Origin of the sequence: Woronichinia naegeliana WA131 (genome assembly GCA_025370055.1) — a bacterium.
Classification (GTDB): Bacteria; Cyanobacteriota; Cyanobacteriia; order Cyanobacteriales; family Microcystaceae; genus Woronichinia; species Woronichinia naegeliana.
The window spans coordinates 1,373,467-1,395,850 of the sequence record CP073041.1 but is presented as its reverse complement, the minus strand read 5'-3'; the positions used below and the strand labels follow the sequence as shown (position 1 = coordinate 1,395,850).

The window sequence follows — 22,384 nt, the reverse complement described above, 5'->3', positions numbered from 1 at the left end:
CTGAAAGGTCACTATCTATGAAACACACCTTCGCGCCCTATCTCAAACATCTGGGTAAAACCCCTGAAGAACAACTAGAGAAAAATAAGCCATTAATGACCTGGTTACAGCAAAAAATGGAAGAAAAGGTCACGGAAGAAGAAGCAGAAGAAAACTCTAAAAATTGGGAAATAGTCAAAGAAATTATTGACAGTAATCGTCCTTCTGGTCAAAAGCTTTTTACTAGAGGATGATCGTTTTTATTGATGCTCAGGAATGGCAAGAAATCACCTTTTAGAAATTGGTTAGATTTGTGTTTTACTAAGGGAAATTTAGCGGTTCGCTTTTCAGTATTTCCAAAATTTAATCTACTGTATTTCCACACTCCGATATGCGATCGCCTAGAGGATTAAACTTATCTGTATTTTTGTCAATAATGAGCTTGGTGGCGGTACTGCTCAGTTGGGAATCGTTGAGTGTGTACCAAAGAGGGTGTGGGAATCTAACAAGTATTTCAAGGCAGATACTCCGCAAACTCTTGCAGGTGTTCCTCATCATCAACCACGATGGTTATCATTCCTTTGCATAGCCCTGGGCCTGGACGCTGGGATGGCGTTGAGGATTGCCCAACTAATTTGGCGAGTAGGCGATCATTATCAGTAATTAACAACTCTTCCCCTAATTTAAGGTTATGAATAAGATCGGGTAGTTGGGCTTGGGCTTCTTTGAGAGAGATAGTGATCATGGGATGATTCTCTATGAAAATCGTTTTATCTATCCTATCGAGGAAATAATCAAAGATCGCCCCTAATTTTCTTAAACTTAATACCCAAGTCAATTGACAGTATAATAAAGTCAAATGAAGGTTATGAGGACTTTATCCCATGCCGCAAACCCTACTCCAATACAAAACCGTTAAAGATATTTCTCGGCGTTTTCAGGTTCATAAAGGCACAATGCGCGAAATTTCTACCTGTAAAATGAACTTGTTAATCCCGTTGAATTTTACCCCGTATTACGCGAACTAAAACCTGAAACCCTTGCTACAGCGCGAATCTAGAATCTCTGTTCTATATTATTAAAATCTAGCGTTAATCAAAGGTTATTTATTAATGCCCATTGACAATGCCAAATGAAAGAATTTCCTAACTTTATTGTTGTCGATACAGAAGGCAAAGAGAGTTTGCGAGAAATTGCCGTTATTGACGCTCAAGGGCAACTAATTTATGAAGCCTTTGCTAAGGAAAACCCTGAAAATGATGGCAAGCCTCTGAAGGTTAAACCACTCAAACAAATTTTACAGGAATTCTTTTTATTGGCTAATCATCAATTAGTTATCTTTCATTCTGCGAGGCATGACCTCAATGTTTTGCGACAAAGCTGCTATAAAACAGGTATTCCCTATTTTACCCTCTCAACGGATTGCACTTTTGAACTGTCTCAGCAATATCTGCAAGGTTTATCTAATTATTCTTTAGAATATCTCAGTCAAAAACTAGGATTAAAGGTCAATAATCAATATTTTGATCCTGAACAGGCCCACACGGCTCGCTATGATGCGTTATTTACCTATCAACTTTATTGTAAAATCCGCCAGCAAAAAAGTATGAATCAGTCCCCAATTTCTATTAATCCCTTTTCTTCCAGTCGCGTTGATAATCCTTTTCAAGATCATTTAGATTTAAAAAGTATTTATCAGGCGGAATTTGAACGATTAAAATGGATCATTAATGATATTAAACAGGATAAAAATCATCAGTCCAAGGGAGCCGTTGTTATTGGAGAACCTGGTAGTGGCAAAACTCATTTAATGATGCGATTGGCGAAGGAATTACTTCAAGTTAATCGTCTGCTTTTTATTCGTCATCCCAATAATCCTAAAGCGGTACTTTATCATATTTATAGCCGTATTTTAGAGTCTTTTGTCTATAAAATTTCTGAAATAGGTTACACTCAGTTAGAATTTTTATTGGCCCATAGTTTTGTTAAATTAATTAGCCACACCAGTCTGATTTCTCTGAACCAGAAAGATCAGGATATTATGAATGCGGTTAGAAGTAATCCGTTAAATCTCTATGAACATCTGAGAACAGAAACGAGTCAAAAGAAAAAAAGTTACTGGGAACATATTGAAAAACGCACCAATGAATGGTGGATGAGTGAATATGGAATTGCGGGCTACGCGCCTAAGATTATTAAGGGCATTATTAAATTTTGTCGATACAGCGATCGCCGTTATAAGGAATTAGTAACTCGTTGGTTAGCGGCGGAGGAATTAACGGAGGGAGAATTAGAACTGATTGGTTTGGATAACTGGAGTGAGGAACTCAGTAAAGAAGCTTTTTCTCTAGAAGCCATTGCCGTTTTTAGTAAATTATCTCTGTTGGATGAACCCTTAATTATTATTTTTGATCAGTTGGAATTATTAGGATTAGAACAAAATGAAACCTTATTGCTTAATTTTGGTGAAGCCGTCAAAGAGATTTTTACCCATGTACCCAATAGTTTAATTATCCTCAATCTTTTTCCAGATCGTTGGCAACAATTCCAAGGCAAGCTTGATAATTCAATTATTGATCGTGTTTCCCAAAATCAAGTCCTGCTTAACCGGCCAACGGATGAGAAATTAAAGGAAATCCTGATCATTAAAGCCCAAGCCGTTGGTTTGGAATTAGAAAAATTATTTACTGCATCAGAAATTACTAGGATTTTGAATCATGGTTCCATTCGCAGTATTTTGAATAGTGCAGCCGAACATTATCTCCACAAAATTCGGGGTATTCCCCTATCACCGCCGCTAACGTCTTCTCAAACTCATTTATCTTCCATAGAGAAAGAGAATGTCTCTCTGAATAAGCGGCTAACCCAATTAGAAAAAGAGTTTCAGTCTTTTAAACACCTCTTTCAAACCCTCAGTCAAGCTTTATTAGAATTTCCTTCATCCTGTTCTGAATCTACGCCCTCTTTACCGACATCGATTGGCCCTAATTTGGTGCAAGAGTTCCTGATAAAAAATCGTCTAATATTAGAGCAGGATTACGACAAACTACAGATTATTACTGACACCGATGATGTGGGTAAATTTAAGGTCATTACCGAAGCGTTTCAGTTAGCAGGTAATTTTACCATTGATTATCTTCGCTTTGGCAAAAAAAAATTGCCCGAACATTTAGTCATTCAACATCAGAACCATCGTCAAGCGATCGCCTTTCTCAATTTAGATGGCACTTTCTTTACTAATCGCATTAAAAATTTCAACGAATTGGTCATTCTGCACAAGGATATTCAGTTTAGCATCTGGCGCGATCGCCGTAAAGATAAGATTATAGGTAAAGTAGGCCAAGAAGAAATTGAGAAACTGAAGAATGCGGCTAATGGTCGTTTCTGTATGATGGAAAAAGAAGATCGACTTGACTTTGAACTACTTTATAAGCTGGTCACGGATATCTATAATCGGGATTTAGAAATAGATCTCGAAAAAGCCCTCTCTATTGTTAAAATAGAACTCCAAAATAGTTGGTTAATGGAAATCTTACTTGACCCCTCTTAGGATGACCTAATTATCTCAAGCTGAATACTTAATGAATGCTTAAACAAAGTATAATTTGCGAGACTATAAAACTTTTATGAATTTTTATGAATTTTTATGAATTTTTATCGAGAAACTATACTATCTTGACAATATTGTGAGCGAAAATCCCCAATCGAATTCGGCTATGAGGCGATCGCCTAAAGTGATTGTGATCTGTGGAGCCACAGCCTCTGGTAAATCGGGACTGGCACTACAACTGGCCCAACGTTTGCAGGGTGCTATTTTAAGTGCTGACTCTCGACAAATCTATCGAGAATTTGATATTGGCACAGCCAAACCTAGTTTAGCAGAACAGCAATTAGTGCCTCACTATTTATTAGATATCTGTGAACCTACTCAGACTTTAACCCTAGCAGAATATCAAGAACAAGCACAAAAATTAATTCAAACTTTGCCCTCACCCATACTGTTAGTCGGTGGCACTGGGCTTTATATTAAGGCGATTACCCAGGGTTTAAAAATTCCAAGAGTAGCTTCCCAACCTCTGCTGCGCCAACAATTACAAACATTAGGCCAGCCCCAATGTTATCAATTACTAGAACAAGTTGATCCCCTCTCTCTTCAAAAAATTCATGCTCAGGATCAAGTCCGTACCCTCCGCGCCCTAGAGGTTTTTTATGTTACCGGCCAACCCATTTCCCAACAACAGGGAACCAATCCGCCCAATTATCCGATTTTACAAATTGGTTTAGATTGTAGTCCAGAGCAACTTCAGCCCCGCATTGAACAGCGAACTCAAACCATGATTGAGCAAGGATTGATTACTGAAGTCAGCCAATTAGCGGCTAAATATGGTTGGGATCTTCCTCTTTTAAAGACCCTCGGTTATGCCGAAATCACACAGTATCTTCTCGGTCAAATTAATTTACCAACGGCGATCGCTGAGATTATTCTTCATACCAGACAATTTGCCAAACGACAACGCACCTGGTTTCGGGGTGATCCCACTATTCAATGGTTTACCGCGATCGCGCCTGATTTACTAGAACAGGTTTTGTCGTCCGTCCTGGCCTACCTTGAAGCTGATACAAAAAAATCTGATCAATAAAGTCTGATTAATAAAATGATCAAAGTCTTACAAAATTGAAAAACCTTAGCCCAAGATCAGCATTACAGGTTAAAATCCAAACATTGCAAAGGAATAATCCCCCTGTCAACCCCTGTTATCCTGAATGGATCGCCAAAATTGCTAAAACGAGCCTATCCTCACACCTTATAATTCATTTTTAGAGGGAAATGTGGACTTCTGCCTCTTTAATTCTAAACTTGTGTACTTATCAAACCTTAACGCCAAGACAGTCCCCCCCCCTGCCATTCAGATCCGTTTTGCTAAGACTGAGGATATTAAAGGTTTAGCCGATGTTTTGATGCAAAGTTTCCACCCAACGACCAATCAGACTGCCTGGTTATCTCCCTTGTTACGCCTAGGGATTCATGAAGATTTACGCACCCGTTTGCGAGGAAATTCTCCTGATTATCAATGCTTAGTGGCCCTATCTTCTGAAAATCAACACATTTTAGGGACGGTTGAAATCGCGCTACGAGGTTGGTTTTATACGCCGACTAAAATCTGCTACATTTCTAATTTGGCTGTCAGTCCTGCCTATCGCAGACAAGGAATTGGCCAGCAACTTTTGTTAAAATGCGAACAAGTAGCCCAGGACTGGAATTGTCTCAATCTGTCTTTGCACGTTCTTGACAATAATCTGGCGGCTAAGACACTTTACGAAAATATGGGTTATCAATGGCAACACAATCGCCTAAATTGGCCAGATTGGTTATTTTGGCAACCGAGGAGATTGCTACTGAGTAAAACCCTTTAAATCTAGACGGTTATAGTAGAGTAATTATAAATTTTTAGGAGAAACTTAATGGAGGATTTGCCAGAAATTCTCACACAACTGCGGCAAAATGGTTGCTTACTAGTTAACCCTCGTCGTCGAAATGGCATTATTTTAATTAAACCTTATCACGCTGAATTTGCTGGACCAGGTTCAGTGATTGGCAATGATTTTGATCGAGATGTTAGTAATATTTTAGCAGTGGGCAATCTCTCTCTCTTACAACCGCAAAATTCAGAGGAAAAACGTAAAGGCTATTTAATCCGTCGTCAATGGGTTTTATTAATGAAGCAAATTGTTGATAATCCCATTCCAAGAGAACGCGCTCAGGTAATTTTAAATCAATTTGAACATTGGTTTGATGCCACCACTGCCACCTTGCTTTCTGATGAGATTTTTGCTTTATTGGTAGGGGTTTTACCGACAACGATCGCCGAAGTTCGCCGAGAGAATGAAAGATTATAAACCAGATTATAGATATTAGTATAGGTTTAAGTTAAGATGCCAAGAAAATCAGAAAAATTTAAGAACTGGTGGATCTTAGTTTTGCTCATGATGGGAGTCATGACTTTGACTGTTTTTGCCAGTAGTGTTTTCAGAAGTCAACGTCCTAGCCCCTTACCTCAAGATCCTGATATTCAAGTTTATTTTAATTATAATTTAGCTCAAGGAGCTGATTATCAAGATCCCTATCGTCACATTAATCGCCCTGGTGACAATTTGGAGAAAATCATTATTGACACGATTAATCAAGCCCAATCTAATGTTGATGTGGCAGTGCAAGAATTGCGTTTGCCGTTAATTGCTCAGGCTTTAGTTAAAAAACAGGAATCAGGCGTAAAAGTACGAGTCATTTTAGAAAATACTTATAATTTCACTGTTGCTGAATTAGTAGAAAAGATACAAGCAAAAGCTAAAACTTCTGATCAAGATGGCGATCGCGCCGAGGATTATATTGCTTTTATTGATCAGAATCAGGATGGTATTACTCCAGCCGAAAGTGATCAGCGAGATGCGGTACAAATTCTTCGCAATGGGAACATTCCGGTTATTGATGATACGGAAGATGGATCTAAAGGAACGGGATTAATGCACCATAAATTTGTGATTGTGGATGGCAAAACACTCATTGTCACCTCAGCTAATTTTACCCTCAGTGATCAGCATGGGGATTATACTAAACCCGAAACCAGGGGGAATACTAACAATTTGTTGGTCATTCAATCTCCTGAACTGGCTCAAATCTTTACCGAAGAATTTAACCTCATGTGGGGGGATGGAGTCGGTGGTCAAAAGGATAGTTTGTTTGGCACTAAGAAGCCGCAAAGATTAGCAAAAACCCTGACCATTGGTAATAGCCAAATCACAGTTAAATTTTCTCCCGATAAAAAGATAATTCCTTGGGAACAAACCAGTAACGGACTGATTGCCCAAACCCTGCAAAGATCCCAGCAGCAAATTCATCTACTACTTTTCGTATTTAGTGAGCAATCCATCAGTAATATCTTAGAAGAACGTCATCAAAAGGGAACAGAGATTAAGGTTTTAATTGATCCAGGCTTTGCTTTTAGAAACTATAGTGAGGGGCTAGATTTATTAGGCGTTAACTTAAAAACAAATTGTCAGGAAGAAGCCCATAATCGTCCTTGGTCTAATCCGATTGAGACGGTGGGCATTCCCACTTTACCGAAGGGAGATAAGTTACACGACAAACTGGGACTTGTGGACGATCGCTGGGTCATTACGGGTTCCCATAATTGGTCAAACGGAGCTAATTATCTTAATGATGAAACGCTGTTAGTGTTAGAAAATCCTCAGATTAATGCCCATTATCAACGGGAATTTAGCAATCTCTATCAAGCTGCCCAATTGGGTTTACCCAGTCGTATTAAAAAGGCGATCACCAAACAGGAAAAAGAATGCTTAGGCTCTGCCCAAATTCCCAATATTTCATTAACACCAGACCCCGTATCCCACGCCTCAACCGGTTTAATTAATCTCAATACGGCCAGTCAACCTGAACTGGAAAGTTTGCCCGGCATTGGAGCTAAGTTAGCCAGTCGTATTATTCTGGCTCGGCAACAACAACCCTTTACGGCCTTAGCCGATTTAAAGCGAGTGGAGGGCATCAAAGAAAGCACACTCCACAAACTGGAGGGCAAAGTTACTTGGTAACTGAAATAGAACACCGGCTAGAGCGGCGATCGCGCTTTTTAAGGTTCGGTTCTACGGCTAGAGAAAGCCAGCATTTCGGTTTAGTATCTTAGGGCAGAGCCTGGGGTATTAAGGGATAACGACAATGGTTCAGAGCAAGGGAGCACATCTCCGCTTAAGGGATATTTTTACAACGGCCAGTCCAGACAGTGCTAAGTTTCATTGTCTGACCGAAGGCCAAATGGTGACTGAGAGTGATTACCAAAAAGCTCAACGACGAGCCCAACGGGATTGGTTTGCCGCGATCGCCGCCTTAGAGCAATTATTATTGACCCATCAAGATTCATCTTCCCAGACCTGGCAAGGGGTGATGTTAGCTGGCCCGACTCCGATCCTGAGTCATCCCGATTTACTGACCGGATTATATAGCGGTGTTTTTACCCTGAATGCCTGGACACATTTTATTCCCTTACCTAGCCAGAAAATTCAGGAATCAAACGCTTATCCGTCTCTTTCTCCTCAGACCCAGGAATTTCCACTTTTTCCCCAGGATCCGCTCACCACAGAGCAATTTTGTCTAATACTCACGAAAAGCTTTAGCTTATTGCTGTTGTTAGGGGAAGAGCAAACCGGTTTACCTTTTTTTGACTTTTCCTTTGATATCCAAGCCATCGAACAAGCCTGGTCAACCCTGCGATCGCGTTTAAGTTTGGTTTATGTGCCGCAATTAGGAGAATTAGATCGCCTTGTCCAAGAATTTACGCCCCTAGAACCCAATTACCGTTTAGTGAGTGATTTTAGCCGTCAACTATTGAAATTTCTCCCCAATTTGCCCGCCATTGAACCATCTCCCCGTTCGATCAATGGGTTAGAACCAGCAGAACCACCCCATTATCCTTGCCAAGCTGCACAGTCAGTGGATGTGGAATTGTTGCAAGCCTTAACCCACGAGATTCGCACTCCTTTAACCAGTATTCGTACCATGACCCGCCTCCTGCTGAGGAAAAAAGACTTGCCTGCCGATGTCTTAAAACGGCTTCAGTCCATTGATCAAGAATGCACTGAACAAATTAACCGCATGGAATTAATTTTCCGCGCTACCGAATTAGAAACGACATTGAAACAAACTGAGAAACAAACCGATCATCTTCCTCTCGTTTCCATGTCCTTAGAGCAGGTCTTTCAAAGTGGCATTCCCCGTTGGCAAAAACAGGCCCAACGTCACAATGTCGCTCTAGAGGTGGATTTGCCTTCTACCCTACCCCAGGTGGTTAGTAATCCAGGGATGTTAGATCAAGTGTTGACCGGATTAATCGAAAAATTTGTGCGTAGTTTAGCCCAGGGCGGCGCAATTCATCTGCAAGTCAGTACCGCAGGTCATCAACTCAAAGTTCAATTTCATACCCAATCCAGTTATCAGATTAACCCGCTCAAAGCATTAGGAGAACTGTTGATGTTTCAGCCGGAAACGGGTTGTTTAAGTCTGAATTTGGAGGTGACAAAAAATCTTTTCCAAGCCCTGGGAGGCAAACTAACTGTTCGTCAGCGATCTCGCAGAGATCCGCTTCGCGGTGCGCAGCAGGAAGAGGTTTTAACCATTTTCCTACCGTTAGGGGTGGCCGCTTAGAACTAAACAATTACTTTTTGAAAACAGAAAGCAAGTCTATGAAAAGAGGAGGAACTAACTTTTTAATAAAAGTTTTAGCCCCTTTTGACCAAGATATCGACTCTTTCAAATTTTCATTAGGACGTTCTCTAAATATTGTCGTGTGAGGACTTCCTACTTCTTTGGGCGGACGACCATTACTATAGTAGTAGAGAGCCAAAGATTTTCTGCTTCGATCATCAGGACAGGTTAGTGGATTAGGATGACCATGATAGGAAAAATCGGTCGTACTAAAAATAACGCAACGATTAAAGATCGGTAAAATCTTTTGCTGACAGGCTTTCATCTTCACATCCCACAGTTCTAAATGCCCCCCATAGCCTTCAGACCAATCTTTATTCAGATAAAGTAACAAATTCAAACGCCTATCTAATTTCAGACGAGTATTTTTATTAAAATCTGCATGAATTTTTAAATAGCCACCAGGTTTAATTTGATGTAATCCCCCTCCAACAAAATGAGGATCGGGAATAATACCATCAATACCCGTTAGTTTTTCCAGAAAAGTAATAAAAGTTGAAGAATTCAGTTGATATAAAAGAAATCTCGTTGCATGACCCATTTGTTGTTCAGAGACAGAAGCCAACTTTTTCTCTGATTTATTATCAAACTCTTTCCACTGAATCTCATCAGGATTAGGAAATTCATTTAGGACTTCATTCAAAATAGAATCTGGTAAAAAATTGTCAATAACAATATGTGCAAAAGGATCAGCACTCATATATTGCTGATGATATCGTTCAGCTAGACTACCTAAGTAAATTGGATCCAGCACATTTTTAATAATTTGGGCTTGCATATTTAGAGTTACCTCTAGTTAGATTAGTATTTTCAGGAACATTATACGCCTGATGTGAGTTGGAGCATGGAATGGCGTAAACTCGTTTAATTGATGCTTTCTCTAATTAAAGGGGGGGCTAAAACCCTTGCTGACTACTAGGTTATTTTAACTCACATCAGACGTATTATTTAGGGATTGCTGAATAAGGATGAAATCCTTGCTAGACAATACTTTCAGGCATTTTACAAACGATCAGATGCAAGGTTATGGCATTTGGAGGCTCAAAATCCATGCACTTTGCTGGAAAAATGTGAGGTAAAACTGGAAACTGATCTCTGAAGTCACCATTTTTCGCGCCCTGTGGCATCTAGGTTCGTTTTGTGGACTTTTTCAGCAAGCCCTATTTATTTACTAGTAGTCATTGATCTGCTAGATTTTGCCTAGATTAGTTTAGCTATCTATCACAAGAGATTCTTAAGAACTACCAGCGAATAGTCAATAACAGACAAAGAAGAATTTGGCCAGCAGTTACAGCAACGACAAGTACAAAAGAGCTTTCAGGTGAAGTAAACCAGGTAATGATAGCACAGAGAGCTACTAATGTCAATCCAGTATAGAGAATACGTTGGGTGGGCCAAACTCTAACAAGAGAGCGACCCCAAGATTCAACCTGATCAGCGCAAATAAAACTGATATAGCTAATTAATAAAACTATAGCAATAAAAATAAGAGGGTTTAAATTATTGAATCCAACAACACTCAAAATCGAGATTAATCCATAATGAATCGGAACAATAGCAAGAGAGCTAACTCCTCTAAGTCCAATATAATTTTCTAGGAGATTGCTAAAAGAATAGATTTTTATAAAATATAAAACAACTATTACGATACTCAAAACTAAAATACTAGCAACATAAAAAGCAACAGCTACCGTTCCCCATCGATGAAAAGAGAAATTTTTTGCCCATAAAAAATAAGTGACCAAACTTGAAGGAACGATAAAAAGCATAAACTTTAAAATATCTTTTATTATTATTTCTTCTATCTTTTCATAATTGCGTTTAAGAAAAATTCCAAAAATGTAGCCAAAACAAGGGTAGGTAATCCAAGGAGAGAATGGGTAGGAAATATTGCTTAACCCCTTTGTTCCCAACAACCAAATTATTAAACCGGAGGCATCAAGTTTATTCTCTAAATAGCTTCCAAGAATATAACGTAAAAGAAGAGAAGAAAAAATCAAGATTAAGGCATATATTAGTGGATGTTTTGATACTCGAATAAGACCCATAATCATTATAGAGAATCCAATAAAACCTAAGAAATTAAGACCGATTAATTGTCCTTCTCGCCAAAATAAAAATTGATCTGCTAAACAAAGAATAGAAGTCTTATAAATAATATTTAACCAATAATTTTTCTTTTTCTTTTGTCCATCCTGTAATCCATAACCAATCCCAGTAATTAAAAAAAATAAAACAGGAGCAAAACTACCGATAAACGTTATTGTGCCGAATATCCCTTCTGTTGTTAGCTTAGAAGGTAATAGCTTATAACTAGCATGATTAATAATCATAAATAGAGCAGCTATTCCTCGCAGAATATTTAACTCTGATAGATTAGAAATCTTAACTAAGTTTTTATCTTTCATAGTCTTAGGATTAGAAGAAGAGATAGTTAAACAGTTCCCTGCTATTGCTGCTTAAGTCGGAAAATCTGAGATTATTTTTGATCTGAATTAACGTCGTTTCCACCAAGTAAAAATGCCTAGTCCAATTCCTAGAAGCGGAAAAATGACGAGAGATAACCAATTAATGGCACTGGCTTGAAGCGGTGTTAGGGTCAAACGACGGTTTTTGGCTTCCTTGGGTCGAATCGCAAGAGGTTGTTCTTCTCGATTGGCTAACCATTGCACACTATTGAGAAAAATATCACCATTTAATTGTTCGTTAAACCATTGATTGGTCATAAACAGGGCATTACCGATAACGACCATTTTTGAGGTGACTTTTTCAGTAATTGCTTTGGAAGAGGTTGTTGGAGTAGGGGATGGGGAGACTAGGGGACTGGGAGATGGGGAGATGGGGAGACTAGGAGATGGGGAGACTAGGGGAATGGGTGTGGCGAGGCTAGGGGTTGCGGTTTGAGCCAGGGTATAGGAGACCAGTTTGATATTAGAAGAATTTTGAGAGGTTTTGGAGGATTGAGGATTAGGTGAGGGACTGGGAGATGGGGAAGTTGTGGGGGATGGGGAGGTTGTGGGGGATGGGGGGATGGGGAGACTGGGAGAGATGGAGGGGATTGAGGACGGGGAGGCCTGGGGATTGGGAGAGAGGTTGGGGTTAGGACTACTGCTTGGAGAGGGGGATGGGGTGATTTGAGGGGGGATGGCGGTACGTTCTAGGGCAACACCGAGATCAAAGGGGCCACGCAGATCTTGTTTTTCGTCAAATTGTAGATCGGCGGTTAGCTCTTTTTTGGCTAACATTTTTGGAGAGGCTTCTAACAGGGTGACGGCTTGAACATTGGGCATTTTAACGGTGGCAATCGGGCGAGAGAGGGGAAAAATAGAGATGCCGTTGTTAAATTCTTTGGTAATCGGATGTTCTCCGTACTGGGTAATAATGGGGGCTGCCGGGCCTAAACCTAAGAGATTTCCGGCTCCTGATAAATCAACGACGGTTCTGGGATCAAGTTTTATACCCCAGGTCTGAAAAAGGGGATCTAAGCCTGGATTAACCTCTGGATCTACCATGACCATTAAGTTACCACCGCGATCGCTGTAGGTTTTCAGAGCTTGGACTTCGGGCTTAAGAATTTCCCGTTTGGGGCCAGCAATGACAATGGCATTCGCATTTTCTGGAATACCTGCATTTTGTACTAAATTGAGCGGATTTACTTTAAAGCCTTTATTTTCTAGGCTGGTGACTGCATAAGAAACGCCTTCTTTGCTGTTATTTAACGGATGTTCACCGTGACCCTGTAGGAAATAAACATTGAGAAGGCGATCGCGTTGAATTTTTTCAATAGTATTGGTGAGTTTAATCTCTGAAAGGGGTTCGGGTTGATTAAAATTAATCAGTGTTTGAGCCAGTTGCTTTTTCGCACCATACTGAACAAACACATCTCCCTGGGACTTAACATTAAATTCTTTGACTAAGCCTGGTTGCTGATCGGGGTTGACAAACTCAAAGGAAAAATTATTATTGATTCGTTGATAGTTTTTGAGTAAATCTTTATCACTGGCCATCGGATTACTACTAAAAATCCACACCTTAACAGGCTGCTTTAATTGAGTAATCACCGTTTCTGTTTGAGGCGAGAGGGTAAAAAGTTGATTTTCCGTGAGATCAATCTTGCCCGAATAGCGAAAAGCTAATAAATTAATCGCTCCGACAATGACCAATAGGGCGATCGTGGTGACAAGAGCATTAGTTCCAGCCTGGGTAGAACGACGAGAGAATAAACCAGGATAGTTGCTCAATAGCCAGCCCAACCAAGCCACCAGAATCATGCCACCGATCGCTATTAACCCTAAATAAAGCGGCGACCAACTACCGGCGGTTATTCCCGCGACCACACCAGCCACCGTCAGAATCACACCAGGGACGTATAGATATTTCAAATAGGGTTTAAGGGCTTGCATAGGGAAGCATTTTAATCAATTAACGAGTCAATATACTCCGCTAAACCCCGTCCATTTTGGAAACTGTAGTTTTCTTAGATATATTCCAGGCATAAGTCCCCCTTTTTAATGGGGATTTAGGGGGATCACCTTGGGGATTCAAAAAACTATGGGTTGCGAGTTAGACCGGGTTTAGGGGCGAGGTTATACTTGGCACGGTCATGGATTGAGATTTTCGCCCCCTGAATCCCCCAATGCTGGGGGACTTTGAAACCGATAAATAGAGAATGGTTCCCCCAAAACTTGGGGGGCTAGGGGGGCTGAACTAAAAAACGCAAATTATCACCGTGCGAGGTATAAGATAAAAAGAGAGAACTCTTGAGAAGGCTTGATACCGTCTCAAACTTTTACTGGAGGTAAGCTTTAGGGTCAACCCATTTGCCTAATCGTTGATTCTACCGCACTAGAGCCAATCCTCAAGCCTTAAATTTGGCAAACAATAGTACTCAGCCAACTCCAAGAGATAATGTTTCGGTACTGAGAAACTATGGCAAAATAATGAGTGGTTTTACGCCAATCTTCCTCTAATTGCCGTTTTAATCTCAGTCTTTTCCTGCATAATGACAAGGAAATTACCCACAAAATAATCAAAATCATGCCCCTGATTAAAGTTCAAACCTCTGCACCGATCGCCGCTTCTGATGCCCAAGTCAACGACTTACTCAAAAGTCTATCCGCTAAATTGGCTAAACACGTCAATAAACCTGAATCCTATGTCATGACTAGCTTTGAACCCCAGGCAAAAATGACCTTTGGCGGTACTTTTGAGCCAGTTTGCTATCTTGAAATCAAAAATATTGGTACAATGTCCCCTACCCAAACCAAGGCCATGAGTAAAGATTTCTGTGAGCTTATTCAGATGACGCTAGGAGTTCCTCAAAATCGTATTTATATTGAATTCAACGATGCTAAGGGATCAATGTGGGGCTGGAATGGCAGCACTTTTTAAGTCAACGCTTCTAACGGCACTGGTATCGTCTAGCTAGAAGCTATAAACGTTGCAATACAAGAGGTTCAACAAATCAGGCGAATTTGGAGTAAGTCCTCCCAAGTTAACCCTTTTTGAATTATACCGAGAGCTACCGCAGGAACTTTTTTCGTCGTAAAATGGCTGCGAACAAAGTTATGAACCATCCAGAAAATATCTAGCACTCGCTGTAATCCCACAACAGATTTAGCATAAGTATTTGTTCGACGACGAAAGGCGGCTAAATAGCGTCGTAGAGAACTATTAAATGCCTCAACGTGGTTGGCATGAACATCCTTGTCTTCTGGTTTTTCTGTTGTCTCAGGATGTTCAGTTTTCGGAGTTTCTACTTTCTCTAGTTTACCCTCAGAATCTCGACGTTTACTACTCTTATTTTTTAATCTTACCACCATACCCTTCGGTAATACTTTGGTGGGACGACCTCGCTTCCCAGTCCTTAATACTTCGTGACAAATATTAAATAGCAGTTGACTATATCGCTTTTCTCCATCTGTAAATAACTGGAGAGATTCTGCACTCCTTTCAAATAATTCCGCTACCGTCATCATTGCTTCTAGAAATAATTTCTGCTCTTTTTTACCACATTTTAAATGCCAAATAAAGCGGCTAGCCCTGTCCATGAGCACGATTGTCCACCCCTCAGAGGCACTTGCTTCTTTATTTTTTCCAACTTTTGTGTATAGTTCATCCCCTTCTATTACTAATTTAACAAATTCATTCACTAAGGCGTATAAAAATAATGTCTCTTGTAATCCTGATAATTTCTTTTCCCAATTCAATATTGTTGTTTTTGCGTAGCCGAATACTCGGGCTGCTGCATTTAATCCTATTCCTTCCATTCTGGCTTTTAATACTTTTACAATTTCACTTAATGGGGTTTCTAAGCCAGCGATTACGCTACCATAAGTCTCAGCAAAACAAGAACCACATTCTTGACAGATGAACATTTTACGTTCCCCGTTACCTTTCGTTTGGTAATGAGAATGTATTTTTACTTTTTCACTATAGCAATGAGGGCAGTTTTTCTGAAATAAGGCTTCCTCTTTCTCTTGAGGTAAGCCAATATCACTTAGGAGGTCAATTGAGCTTTTATTCAATGTTGACATTGCTTTCCGTTTTCCCTTTCTTTAATATAATGACAATAATAATAGTATAACAAAAACGGGAATATGTCCAGTCGTAAGTTATTTTCTATTTTCTCAAACTCTTACACCATAACTTTTTCTAGCTTTGATCACACGATACCAGTACCCTTCTAACCGGGCGCAGTAATCCCCAAAAAACCATTACTATAAATGAATAGAAAATCATTATTGCTAAACATGACCGATTCTTTCCCCTCTTCGATGCTAGACTCCACTCTCGATCTCTCGCAGTTAGCGAGTCAACTGTCTAACGAATCTGAGAAAAATCAGCTTCAGTCTATTGGCAAACTAGCCACATTGGGAGAAGCAGGATGGCAGGTTTTGCTAGACTATCTAGCGAGCCATTCCCCCCCCGTTCCTAATCTCGTTATGGGGAAAATCTATCAAAGTCTTTATGCTCTGGATGACACTAAGGTTCAGAGCTTTTTAGCAGAGCATTATCCCGATGGAGTCGTTCCCCTCGAATCTTCCGCCCAGATTGATTATCGTCTCCTACAGATTGCCCTCGCTCGTCAGGAATTTGAATTGGCAGATAATCTGACCCGTGAAAAGCTCTGTGAATTAGCTGGTTCGGGAGCGATTCAACGCAAATGGTTATACTTTACGGAAGTTGAACAGTTTTCGGCTGTGGATTTACACACCATTAATTCGCTCTGGTGGGTTCATTCGGAAGGACGATTTGGCTTTTCGGTACAACGTAAACTCTGGCTATCCCTGGGTAAGGATTTTGTGAAACTTTGGCCCAAGATCGGCTGGAAAAACGGCAATAGTTGGACAAAATATCCTCATGGCTTTATCTGGGCTTTAACGGCTCCGGTGGGACATTTACCGTTATTGAATCAACTGCGGGGGGTACGAGTCGCAGCTTCTTTATTTTCCCATCCGGTTTGGGCCGAACGTAATTGGTAAAAGGTGAATTAATAGTTGAGTACAATGAATACTGAGTTGGAAGTAGTTAATCCTGCCTATACGGCCAGCCAAGCGATCGCCAATTTGCAACAAAAAGAAGATCCCAGTGCGCGTTACTATGCGGCTTGGTGGATTGGACGGTTTCAGGTGAAAGAACCGATTGTGATCACGGCTCTGCTGGAAGCTTTGCAGGATGAAACGGATCGATCGCCGGATGGGGGCTATCCCTTGCGACGCAATGCTGCCAAGGCTCTCGGTAAACTGGGCAATCTCACGGTAGTGCCTGACCTGATTCAGACCTTGAACTGTGAGGATTACTATGTGCGGGAATCGGCAGCCTATGCCCTGGCCCAACTGAAGGATTCTAGGGCGATCGCCCCCCTAGCTGAGTTACTCCAAGGTGGATTAGAAGCGGCCCAAAAAGTTGCCGATAAACCCCATTTAGCCCAACCCTACGAAGCCATTTTAGAAGCCTTGGGAGAACTACAGGCCCAAGAGGCTCGTTCCCTAATCGAACCCTTTCTAGAGCATTTTTCCCCAAAGGTACAATATGCAGCCGCCCGTTCTCTCTATCAGTTAACCCAAAACACTGTTTATGCTGAACGTCTAATCTCAGCTTTACAGGGTAAGGATTTACAATTACGACGCTCGGCCATGATGGATCTGGGAGCAACGGGTTATCTGCCTGGGGCAACGGCGATCGCGGCTACATTAGCGGAAAATAGTTTGAAATTAATTGCCATTAAAAACCTCTGGGAACGCTATCGAGACCAACATTCTGAAGAATCTTTATTATCACCAGCGACGGTACAAGTTATGACCCTGATGGACGAATTGCTCTAGCTAGTTTCGTCTAATACACTCCCTTTATTCAACCTCAATACCGTGTTTACAGGCATTATTCAAGGTTTGGGCCAACTGCGTTCCCTGCCACAAAATCGCTTACAAATTGTTCTCTCTTCAGCCATTTCAACCTATATTCTCTCAGATTTGGCGATCGGGGATAGTGTGGCAGTGGATGGGGTTTGTCTGACCACAGAAACCATTACCAGCGACGGATTTATTGCCGATGTTTCCCCAGAAACCCTGCATCGCAGTACTTTGGGCCAAGCCAGTCAGAAGGCCAGCTATGTCAATATTGAAACATCCTTACGAGTGGGAGGAAAAATTGGTGGCCATTTTGTAACCGGTCATGTGGATGGGATTGGTGCTTTAAGCCAGGCGAGCGCCACTGAGAATGCTTGGGAATTAACCTTTACGGCTCCGACTGAACTCCAAGCCCAATGGCAAAGTTATTTGGCCCGTTATCTCGTCTCTAAGGGTAGTATTAGTATTAATGGCATCAGTTTAACCATTGCTAACGGCGATCGCCAGGGAAACTGGTTCACCGTTGCGGTCATTCCCCATACCTATCACGAAACTAATTTACAGTATTTAAAACCTGGGGATTGGGTCAATTTAGAAGGCGATATTTTAGGTAAATATGTCGAAAAATTATTGGGTTATCATCAATCCGCCCACCGAGAAACAGAGATTAGTCTAGACTTTTTGGCAGAACATGGTTATGCCTAAGATAGTCAGAAAAAAAGATTGAAAGGTGATTATCATGGCAATTTAGCCTTGATAGATTGGAGGAAAAAGAGAGTATCTGCATAGGTTTTGCCTGGGAAAGATGGGCCTGTATAAAAATCCCGAATATATCTCTTCGCTCCCCCCTGAAAGTGTAAGGCATGGGCGCGATCTAGAGCTTCTGTTTGATTAATGGGAACAAGGAAAGGATGACCATTGACAAAATGTACTTTCTTAATACCAGACTCGGTGATATACTGGGGATTTTCATAATTAGAAGCGATATTCATATTATGATCAAAAACGTTTGATTGCTTGCTTTTAGCCATGTTTATAATCCGATTTTGATTGGCCTCCCAAAAGAGGTAAAGAGTAGTCATATCGCATATCCCGCCAGGCTTATTCTGAGATAAATGCCAATCCCACTTTTTTTGATATTTTTCTAAATATTCACGCTCACTAAAACTAGCGATCGTCAGGTTACAGAAATCTTCTAAAGCCGTAATAGTCCAATAACTAATATGCCCTGAAGCACTCCAGGTAAAAGAATTTGAGTCCTGCTTGGGAATAGATAAACCACATTCCCAGTTTAGATGACCATAACAGTTGCTTATCTCTTCAATTGAGCTATAAAGAAGGACATCCGAGTCAAGATGTAGGACAGAAGAAACCTTATTTTGATACATATACTCTAGCAAATAAAACCATCGTAGCCAACAGAATAATTCAAAACTTTCTTTATTAGTTGACCGATGAGAGTAGCATTGCTTAAATTTTTGTATTTTCTCACTTTGAATTTTATCTAAGGGTTCAATTTGAATCCCCTTAAAGTTTGAGTTATCGCCAATCAGGACAACCTCAGAATTTGGGCTAGCGAAATTGGCTTGATAGAGAGCATAGGGAAGGTACCATCGATATCCTCTATGGATAAAAACGATTTTTGTATCTTGATTCATCGGTTGATTTTTATGATTATGAGTGATTTTTTATGATTATAACACATATAACGTAACACTTTAGATACTTGTATTGTCGAATTTTAATTTTTTGTGCAAGCTTTCTATCTCAACCAAATAATTTTCTAATTTGACGAAGATAAATTAAATTTTGCTGAACCCTAAAAGGAATCAATAGAGCTTTGGTTAACATCCAGAAAGTTGGATGAATAGGACGGTATAATAAGCAGCTAAAATAGGCAGCAATACCATAGGAGATGACAGTGGCGATCGCGGCTCCGATGCCTTGGTAAGTAGGAATCAAGAATAGATTCAGCAGAATATTAGAAATAGCGCCTAGGGCAGTAGTCCAGAAACTAAAATGGGTCAAATTTTCAGCTACAAGTAATTGATTACGACCTACACCTAAAAACACAAAAGGTAAAGCCCAAATATGCAAAATCAAAATAGTGGCGGATTGATGATAGGCTTGACCAAGCAGAAAATTTACCGCAGGATAGGCAGATAAACAAACACATAAACCAATGATTAAAGAAATCCATGTCAACAGATCATAGAGTTGCTGTAATCGCTGAGAATAAAGAGACTGACTTTGTATTTTTGCTTTAAGAATAGCTGGAAATACAGATGAGCAAATAATTACTGGAATAAAGTACCAAATTTCAGAAAACCGAATTGCTGCGGCATAAATTCCCACTGCCTTTTGATCAGCCATTATCCCTAACATTACCTGATCAATTCTGACATAAATTGTTACCATTACAGAGGATAAAATGAGAGGCCAAGAATCACTTAACAGTTTTTTTGCAAGAGGTAAACTAAACCGCCATTGGCTTAATGAATATTTTTGTTGACGATAAGCAATGATCATCCCGACTGTTTTGATAAGTCCGTCAATAATAAATAAAAATGCAAAGGCAAATACAGACAATTTTAAATAAATAAAAATAAGCTTGAGAATTGAATTAATGGTTATCTGTATCGTCCTGACAATTACCATTGATTGAGACAATAATTTAGCTTGAAACCAAAAGTCAATTACGTCAAAAGCATTAAAAATTAAACTGCATACAATAATAACTGCTAGCCACTTAGTTTCTTGGTTATCACTAAAGCTTAAAAGAGAAAGAATACTTATGAGTCCAATTGTAGCAATTGATATTATTTTTAAAACCCAAGATGTTCCTAGTAATTGATTGGTTAAACTATCTTCTCTTACTAAATTTCTAACCACAATTGAATCTAGACCTAATCTGGCAATGACATCAAAAATTCCTACAAAGCTAATGACATAACTGAGCAAGCCAAAATCCCTAACGCCTAAATATCTAATCGAATAAATGCCAATGGTTAAGGCGATCATCATGGTTAATAGCCTTTCAGCCAACAACCAACTAAAATTCTTAAAAATTTTATATAATCCAGGACTGACTTTCTTACCAACCAGATACAAATAATTTTTCATATTTATTGATCTTCCCTAACTTCTTCCTTCTTTTTTTAAGATGGGCAATTATCAGACAAATCGTCTTTTCTTTGATAGAGATAATCATGAAAAGTTAATTGATCGATTTGGACATAATAATTTTCCAGATAATCATCAATACTTTGTTTCTGATTAGTTTCAATTAAAAAATACTTAGGACGATATCTACTTAAGTCTAAACCTTTTAAAACCTCTAATTCAAATTGCTCTACATCCAAGGAGAAAAAATCTATATTTTCTGCCCCAACTTGCTCCAAAATTGACGTTAAAGTCCGTGCAGGCACTTCAATTTCGTAAGTGGAGAGTTTGCCTTGAATCTTCACTCCCACCTCAACGTGTACTTTTTCTTTCTCTTTGTCTTGAAAAAGACCACTAACCATTGACATTAAGCCTATGTATTTCATTTTTAAGGTCGGTTGATCGTAGTCTTGAGAAACCAAAGCACAATTAAAAACCCGGGACTGAGTACGTTCAGCAACACATTGTTCATACAATTCTGGAATTGGCTCAATGAGAACTCCTTGCCAATTTTTAAATTTTTCCAGATAGTAAGTATTGCTTTGATCAAAGCCATTATTTGCACCGGCTTCGATGAAAAAACCATTAGAATAGGACAAATATTTTTGAAGTTTATTGTCCATGTCAAATATGGCTGGCTTAGACCAATAATCTATACCCATCGGCTCAAATATTTTTCGCGCAAATTTCTCACATTGCTTTTGTAAAACAAAGCTCTGGTACCGAAAGGCTTCGTAATCTGCTCCAAACAATGCAAACAACTTGCGAGCAATAATTGCAATTGGCCGCGATTGTAAGTGGCTCATAGGTGGGACTTTTTTTATTTCAATATCCTTAATATTACCTGTAAAGATGATATTTTTAAAATTTATCTAAAGTTTTAAAATTTATCTAAAGTCTAAGGCACGAGCGATTGTCATTGTCCTGTTTGTAATTGAGAGTGGCAGCAAAACCCTAAAGCCCCTGTCTTTAATCATGAGCTTCAATAAAAGCGATCGCCTCTTCACACCAGGCAACCCAATCGGACTCAAAACGAATGCCGCGTCGCAGAGTTAGATAATGAAATTTGGCTTCAATGGTAAGGGATGGGAGGTCAGGGAACTCTTGCTGTTCAATGGTTTTTAGTACTTCTAAATTGGTTAAATGAATGCCGTGACGACGCTTTAACTCCTCAATAATGGCAGGACGCGGTACCAGAAAGCCAACCTGGGTTTTAATCATCAAATCTTCACGAATCGTCGTTGGTTCACTGGGAGTCAGCACCCAATGGGCTAATTGTTCCGTTCCGTCCCTCGTGATGCTGTAGATATTTTTGTTGGGGCGACGGGTTTGGGTAATGGTTTCTGAACTGACCCAGCCCTGGGACTCTAATTCACGCAACGCCTTGTAAACCTGTTGGTGGGAAGCCATCCAATAACAACTAATTTTTTCATCAAATCGTTTCACCATATCGTAGCCACTACAGGGGCCATCTACTAAAAGACTTGCCAGTAGTGCGTGGGATAGAGCCATTAAAATTTCTCCTTGACATATACATTTTGTTTAATATACATTATTGTTATCCTAATTTTATATTCATTTTTTTGCATAAGCATTATCCGACATTATTACTCTTCTT

General features: G+C 39.8%; 20 protein-coding genes. 11 read left to right on the top strand and 9 right to left on the bottom strand.

The genetic code is table 11. From position 1 onward, the window contains the following. Positions 1-17: 17 nt before the first annotated feature. Complete coding sequence (locus KA717_07205) at positions 18-233, top strand: hypothetical protein (protein ID UXE62540.1); 216 nt, start codon at positions 18-20, stop codon at positions 231-233. 260 nt (positions 234-493) lie between these two features. Here KA717_07205 and KA717_07200 read toward each other — a convergent pair whose 3' ends face one another. Continuing rightward, positions 494-724: a type II toxin-antitoxin system prevent-host-death family antitoxin gene (locus KA717_07200; protein ID UXE62539.1), complete on the bottom strand. Its 231-nt coding sequence runs from the start codon at positions 722-724 to the stop codon at positions 494-496. A gap of 387 nt (positions 725-1,111) precedes the next feature. Between KA717_07200 and KA717_07195 the strand changes: the two genes are divergently transcribed. From KA717_07195 to KA717_07170, 6 genes are all read left to right on the top strand, one after another. After that, positions 1,112-3,529: a hypothetical protein gene (locus KA717_07195; protein ID UXE62538.1), complete on the top strand. Its 2,418-nt coding sequence runs from the start codon at positions 1,112-1,114 to the stop codon at positions 3,527-3,529. Between the two features lie 166 nt (positions 3,530-3,695). Continuing rightward, positions 3,696-4,619: a tRNA (adenosine(37)-N6)-dimethylallyltransferase MiaA gene (gene miaA / locus KA717_07190; protein ID UXE64578.1), complete on the top strand. Its 924-nt coding sequence runs from the start codon at positions 3,696-3,698 to the stop codon at positions 4,617-4,619. Between the two features lie 220 nt (positions 4,620-4,839). Next, positions 4,840-5,394, top strand: coding sequence for a GNAT family N-acetyltransferase (locus KA717_07185; protein UXE62537.1), 555 nt, complete (start codon positions 4,840-4,842; stop codon positions 5,392-5,394). 48 nt (positions 5,395-5,442) lie between these two features. After that, positions 5,443-5,877 (top strand): hypothetical protein, encoded by a 435-nt coding sequence (locus tag KA717_07180; GenBank protein ID UXE62536.1) that lies wholly within the window; start codon positions 5,443-5,445, stop codon positions 5,875-5,877. Between the two features lie 99 nt (positions 5,878-5,976). Then, a complete protein-coding gene (locus tag KA717_07175) occupies positions 5,977-7,587 on the top strand; it encodes a phospholipase D-like domain-containing protein (GenBank protein ID UXE62535.1) in 1,611 nt (536 codons plus the stop codon). A 124-nt stretch (positions 7,588-7,711) separates the two neighbouring features. After that, the gene (locus KA717_07170) at positions 7,712-9,193 is read left to right on the top strand and encodes a HAMP domain-containing histidine kinase (GenBank protein ID UXE62534.1); all 1,482 of its coding nucleotides are present in this window, start codon (positions 7,712-7,714) and stop codon (positions 9,191-9,193) included. A 10-nt stretch (positions 9,194-9,203) separates the two neighbouring features. On the opposite strand, the gene KA717_07165 is transcribed toward KA717_07170, so the two are convergent. From KA717_07165 to KA717_07155, 3 genes are all read right to left on the bottom strand, one after another. Next, complete coding sequence (locus KA717_07165; GenBank protein ID UXE62533.1) at positions 9,204-10,031, bottom strand: 2OG-Fe(II) oxygenase; 828 nt, start codon at positions 10,029-10,031, stop codon at positions 9,204-9,206. 463 nt (positions 10,032-10,494) lie between these two features. Continuing rightward, positions 10,495-11,661: an acyltransferase family protein gene (locus KA717_07160; protein UXE62532.1), complete on the bottom strand. Its 1,167-nt coding sequence runs from the start codon at positions 11,659-11,661 to the stop codon at positions 10,495-10,497. An 87-nt stretch (positions 11,662-11,748) separates the two neighbouring features. Next, a complete protein-coding gene (locus tag KA717_07155) occupies positions 11,749-13,656 on the bottom strand; it encodes a Gldg family protein (protein UXE62531.1) in 1,908 nt (635 codons plus the stop codon). A gap of 634 nt (positions 13,657-14,290) precedes the next feature. Here KA717_07155 and KA717_07150 point away from each other — a divergent pair. Beyond that, the gene (locus KA717_07150; GenBank protein UXE62530.1) at positions 14,291-14,644 is read left to right on the top strand and encodes a phenylpyruvate tautomerase MIF-related protein; all 354 of its coding nucleotides are present in this window, start codon (positions 14,291-14,293) and stop codon (positions 14,642-14,644) included. A gap of 65 nt (positions 14,645-14,709) precedes the next feature. Here KA717_07150 and KA717_07145 read toward each other — a convergent pair whose 3' ends face one another. Continuing rightward, on the bottom strand, positions 14,710-15,789 hold the full coding sequence (locus KA717_07145) for an IS1 family transposase (protein UXE62529.1): 1,080 nt from the start codon (positions 15,787-15,789) through the stop codon (positions 14,710-14,712). 216 nt (positions 15,790-16,005) lie between these two features. Between KA717_07145 and KA717_07140 the strand changes: the two genes are divergently transcribed. The 3 genes from KA717_07140 to ribE are packed head-to-tail and all read left to right on the top strand — an operon-like array spanning position 16,006 to position 18,309. Beyond that, entirely contained in the window at positions 16,006-16,737 is a 732-nt protein-coding gene (locus tag KA717_07140) for a GUN4 domain-containing protein (GenBank protein ID UXE62528.1), read from the top strand. A 24-nt stretch (positions 16,738-16,761) separates the two neighbouring features. After that, positions 16,762-17,580, top strand: a complete 819-nt coding sequence (locus KA717_07135; protein ID UXE62527.1) for a HEAT repeat domain-containing protein — start codon at positions 16,762-16,764, stop codon at positions 17,578-17,580. Between the two features lie 42 nt (positions 17,581-17,622). After that, positions 17,623-18,309 (top strand): riboflavin synthase, encoded by a 687-nt coding sequence (gene ribE, locus KA717_07130; GenBank protein UXE62526.1) that lies wholly within the window; start codon positions 17,623-17,625, stop codon positions 18,307-18,309. 32 nt (positions 18,310-18,341) lie between these two features. Here ribE and KA717_07125 read toward each other — a convergent pair whose 3' ends face one another. The 4 genes from KA717_07125 to KA717_07110 all read right to left on the bottom strand — a co-directional run bounded on the left by KA717_07125 (position 18,342) and on the right by KA717_07110 (position 22,278). Further along, positions 18,342-19,262: a hypothetical protein gene (locus KA717_07125; GenBank protein ID UXE62525.1), complete on the bottom strand. Its 921-nt coding sequence runs from the start codon at positions 19,260-19,262 to the stop codon at positions 18,342-18,344. A gap of 109 nt (positions 19,263-19,371) precedes the next feature. Next, entirely contained in the window at positions 19,372-20,727 is a 1,356-nt protein-coding gene (locus KA717_07120; protein ID UXE62524.1) for a flippase, read from the bottom strand. 35 nt (positions 20,728-20,762) lie between these two features. Then, positions 20,763-21,572 (bottom strand): FkbM family methyltransferase, encoded by an 810-nt coding sequence (locus KA717_07115; GenBank protein UXE62523.1) that lies wholly within the window; start codon positions 21,570-21,572, stop codon positions 20,763-20,765. Positions 21,573-21,735: 163 nt separating this feature from the next. Next, positions 21,736-22,278, bottom strand: coding sequence for a PadR family transcriptional regulator (locus tag KA717_07110; GenBank protein ID UXE62522.1), 543 nt, complete (start codon positions 22,276-22,278; stop codon positions 21,736-21,738). Positions 22,279-22,384: the final 106 nt, after the last annotated feature.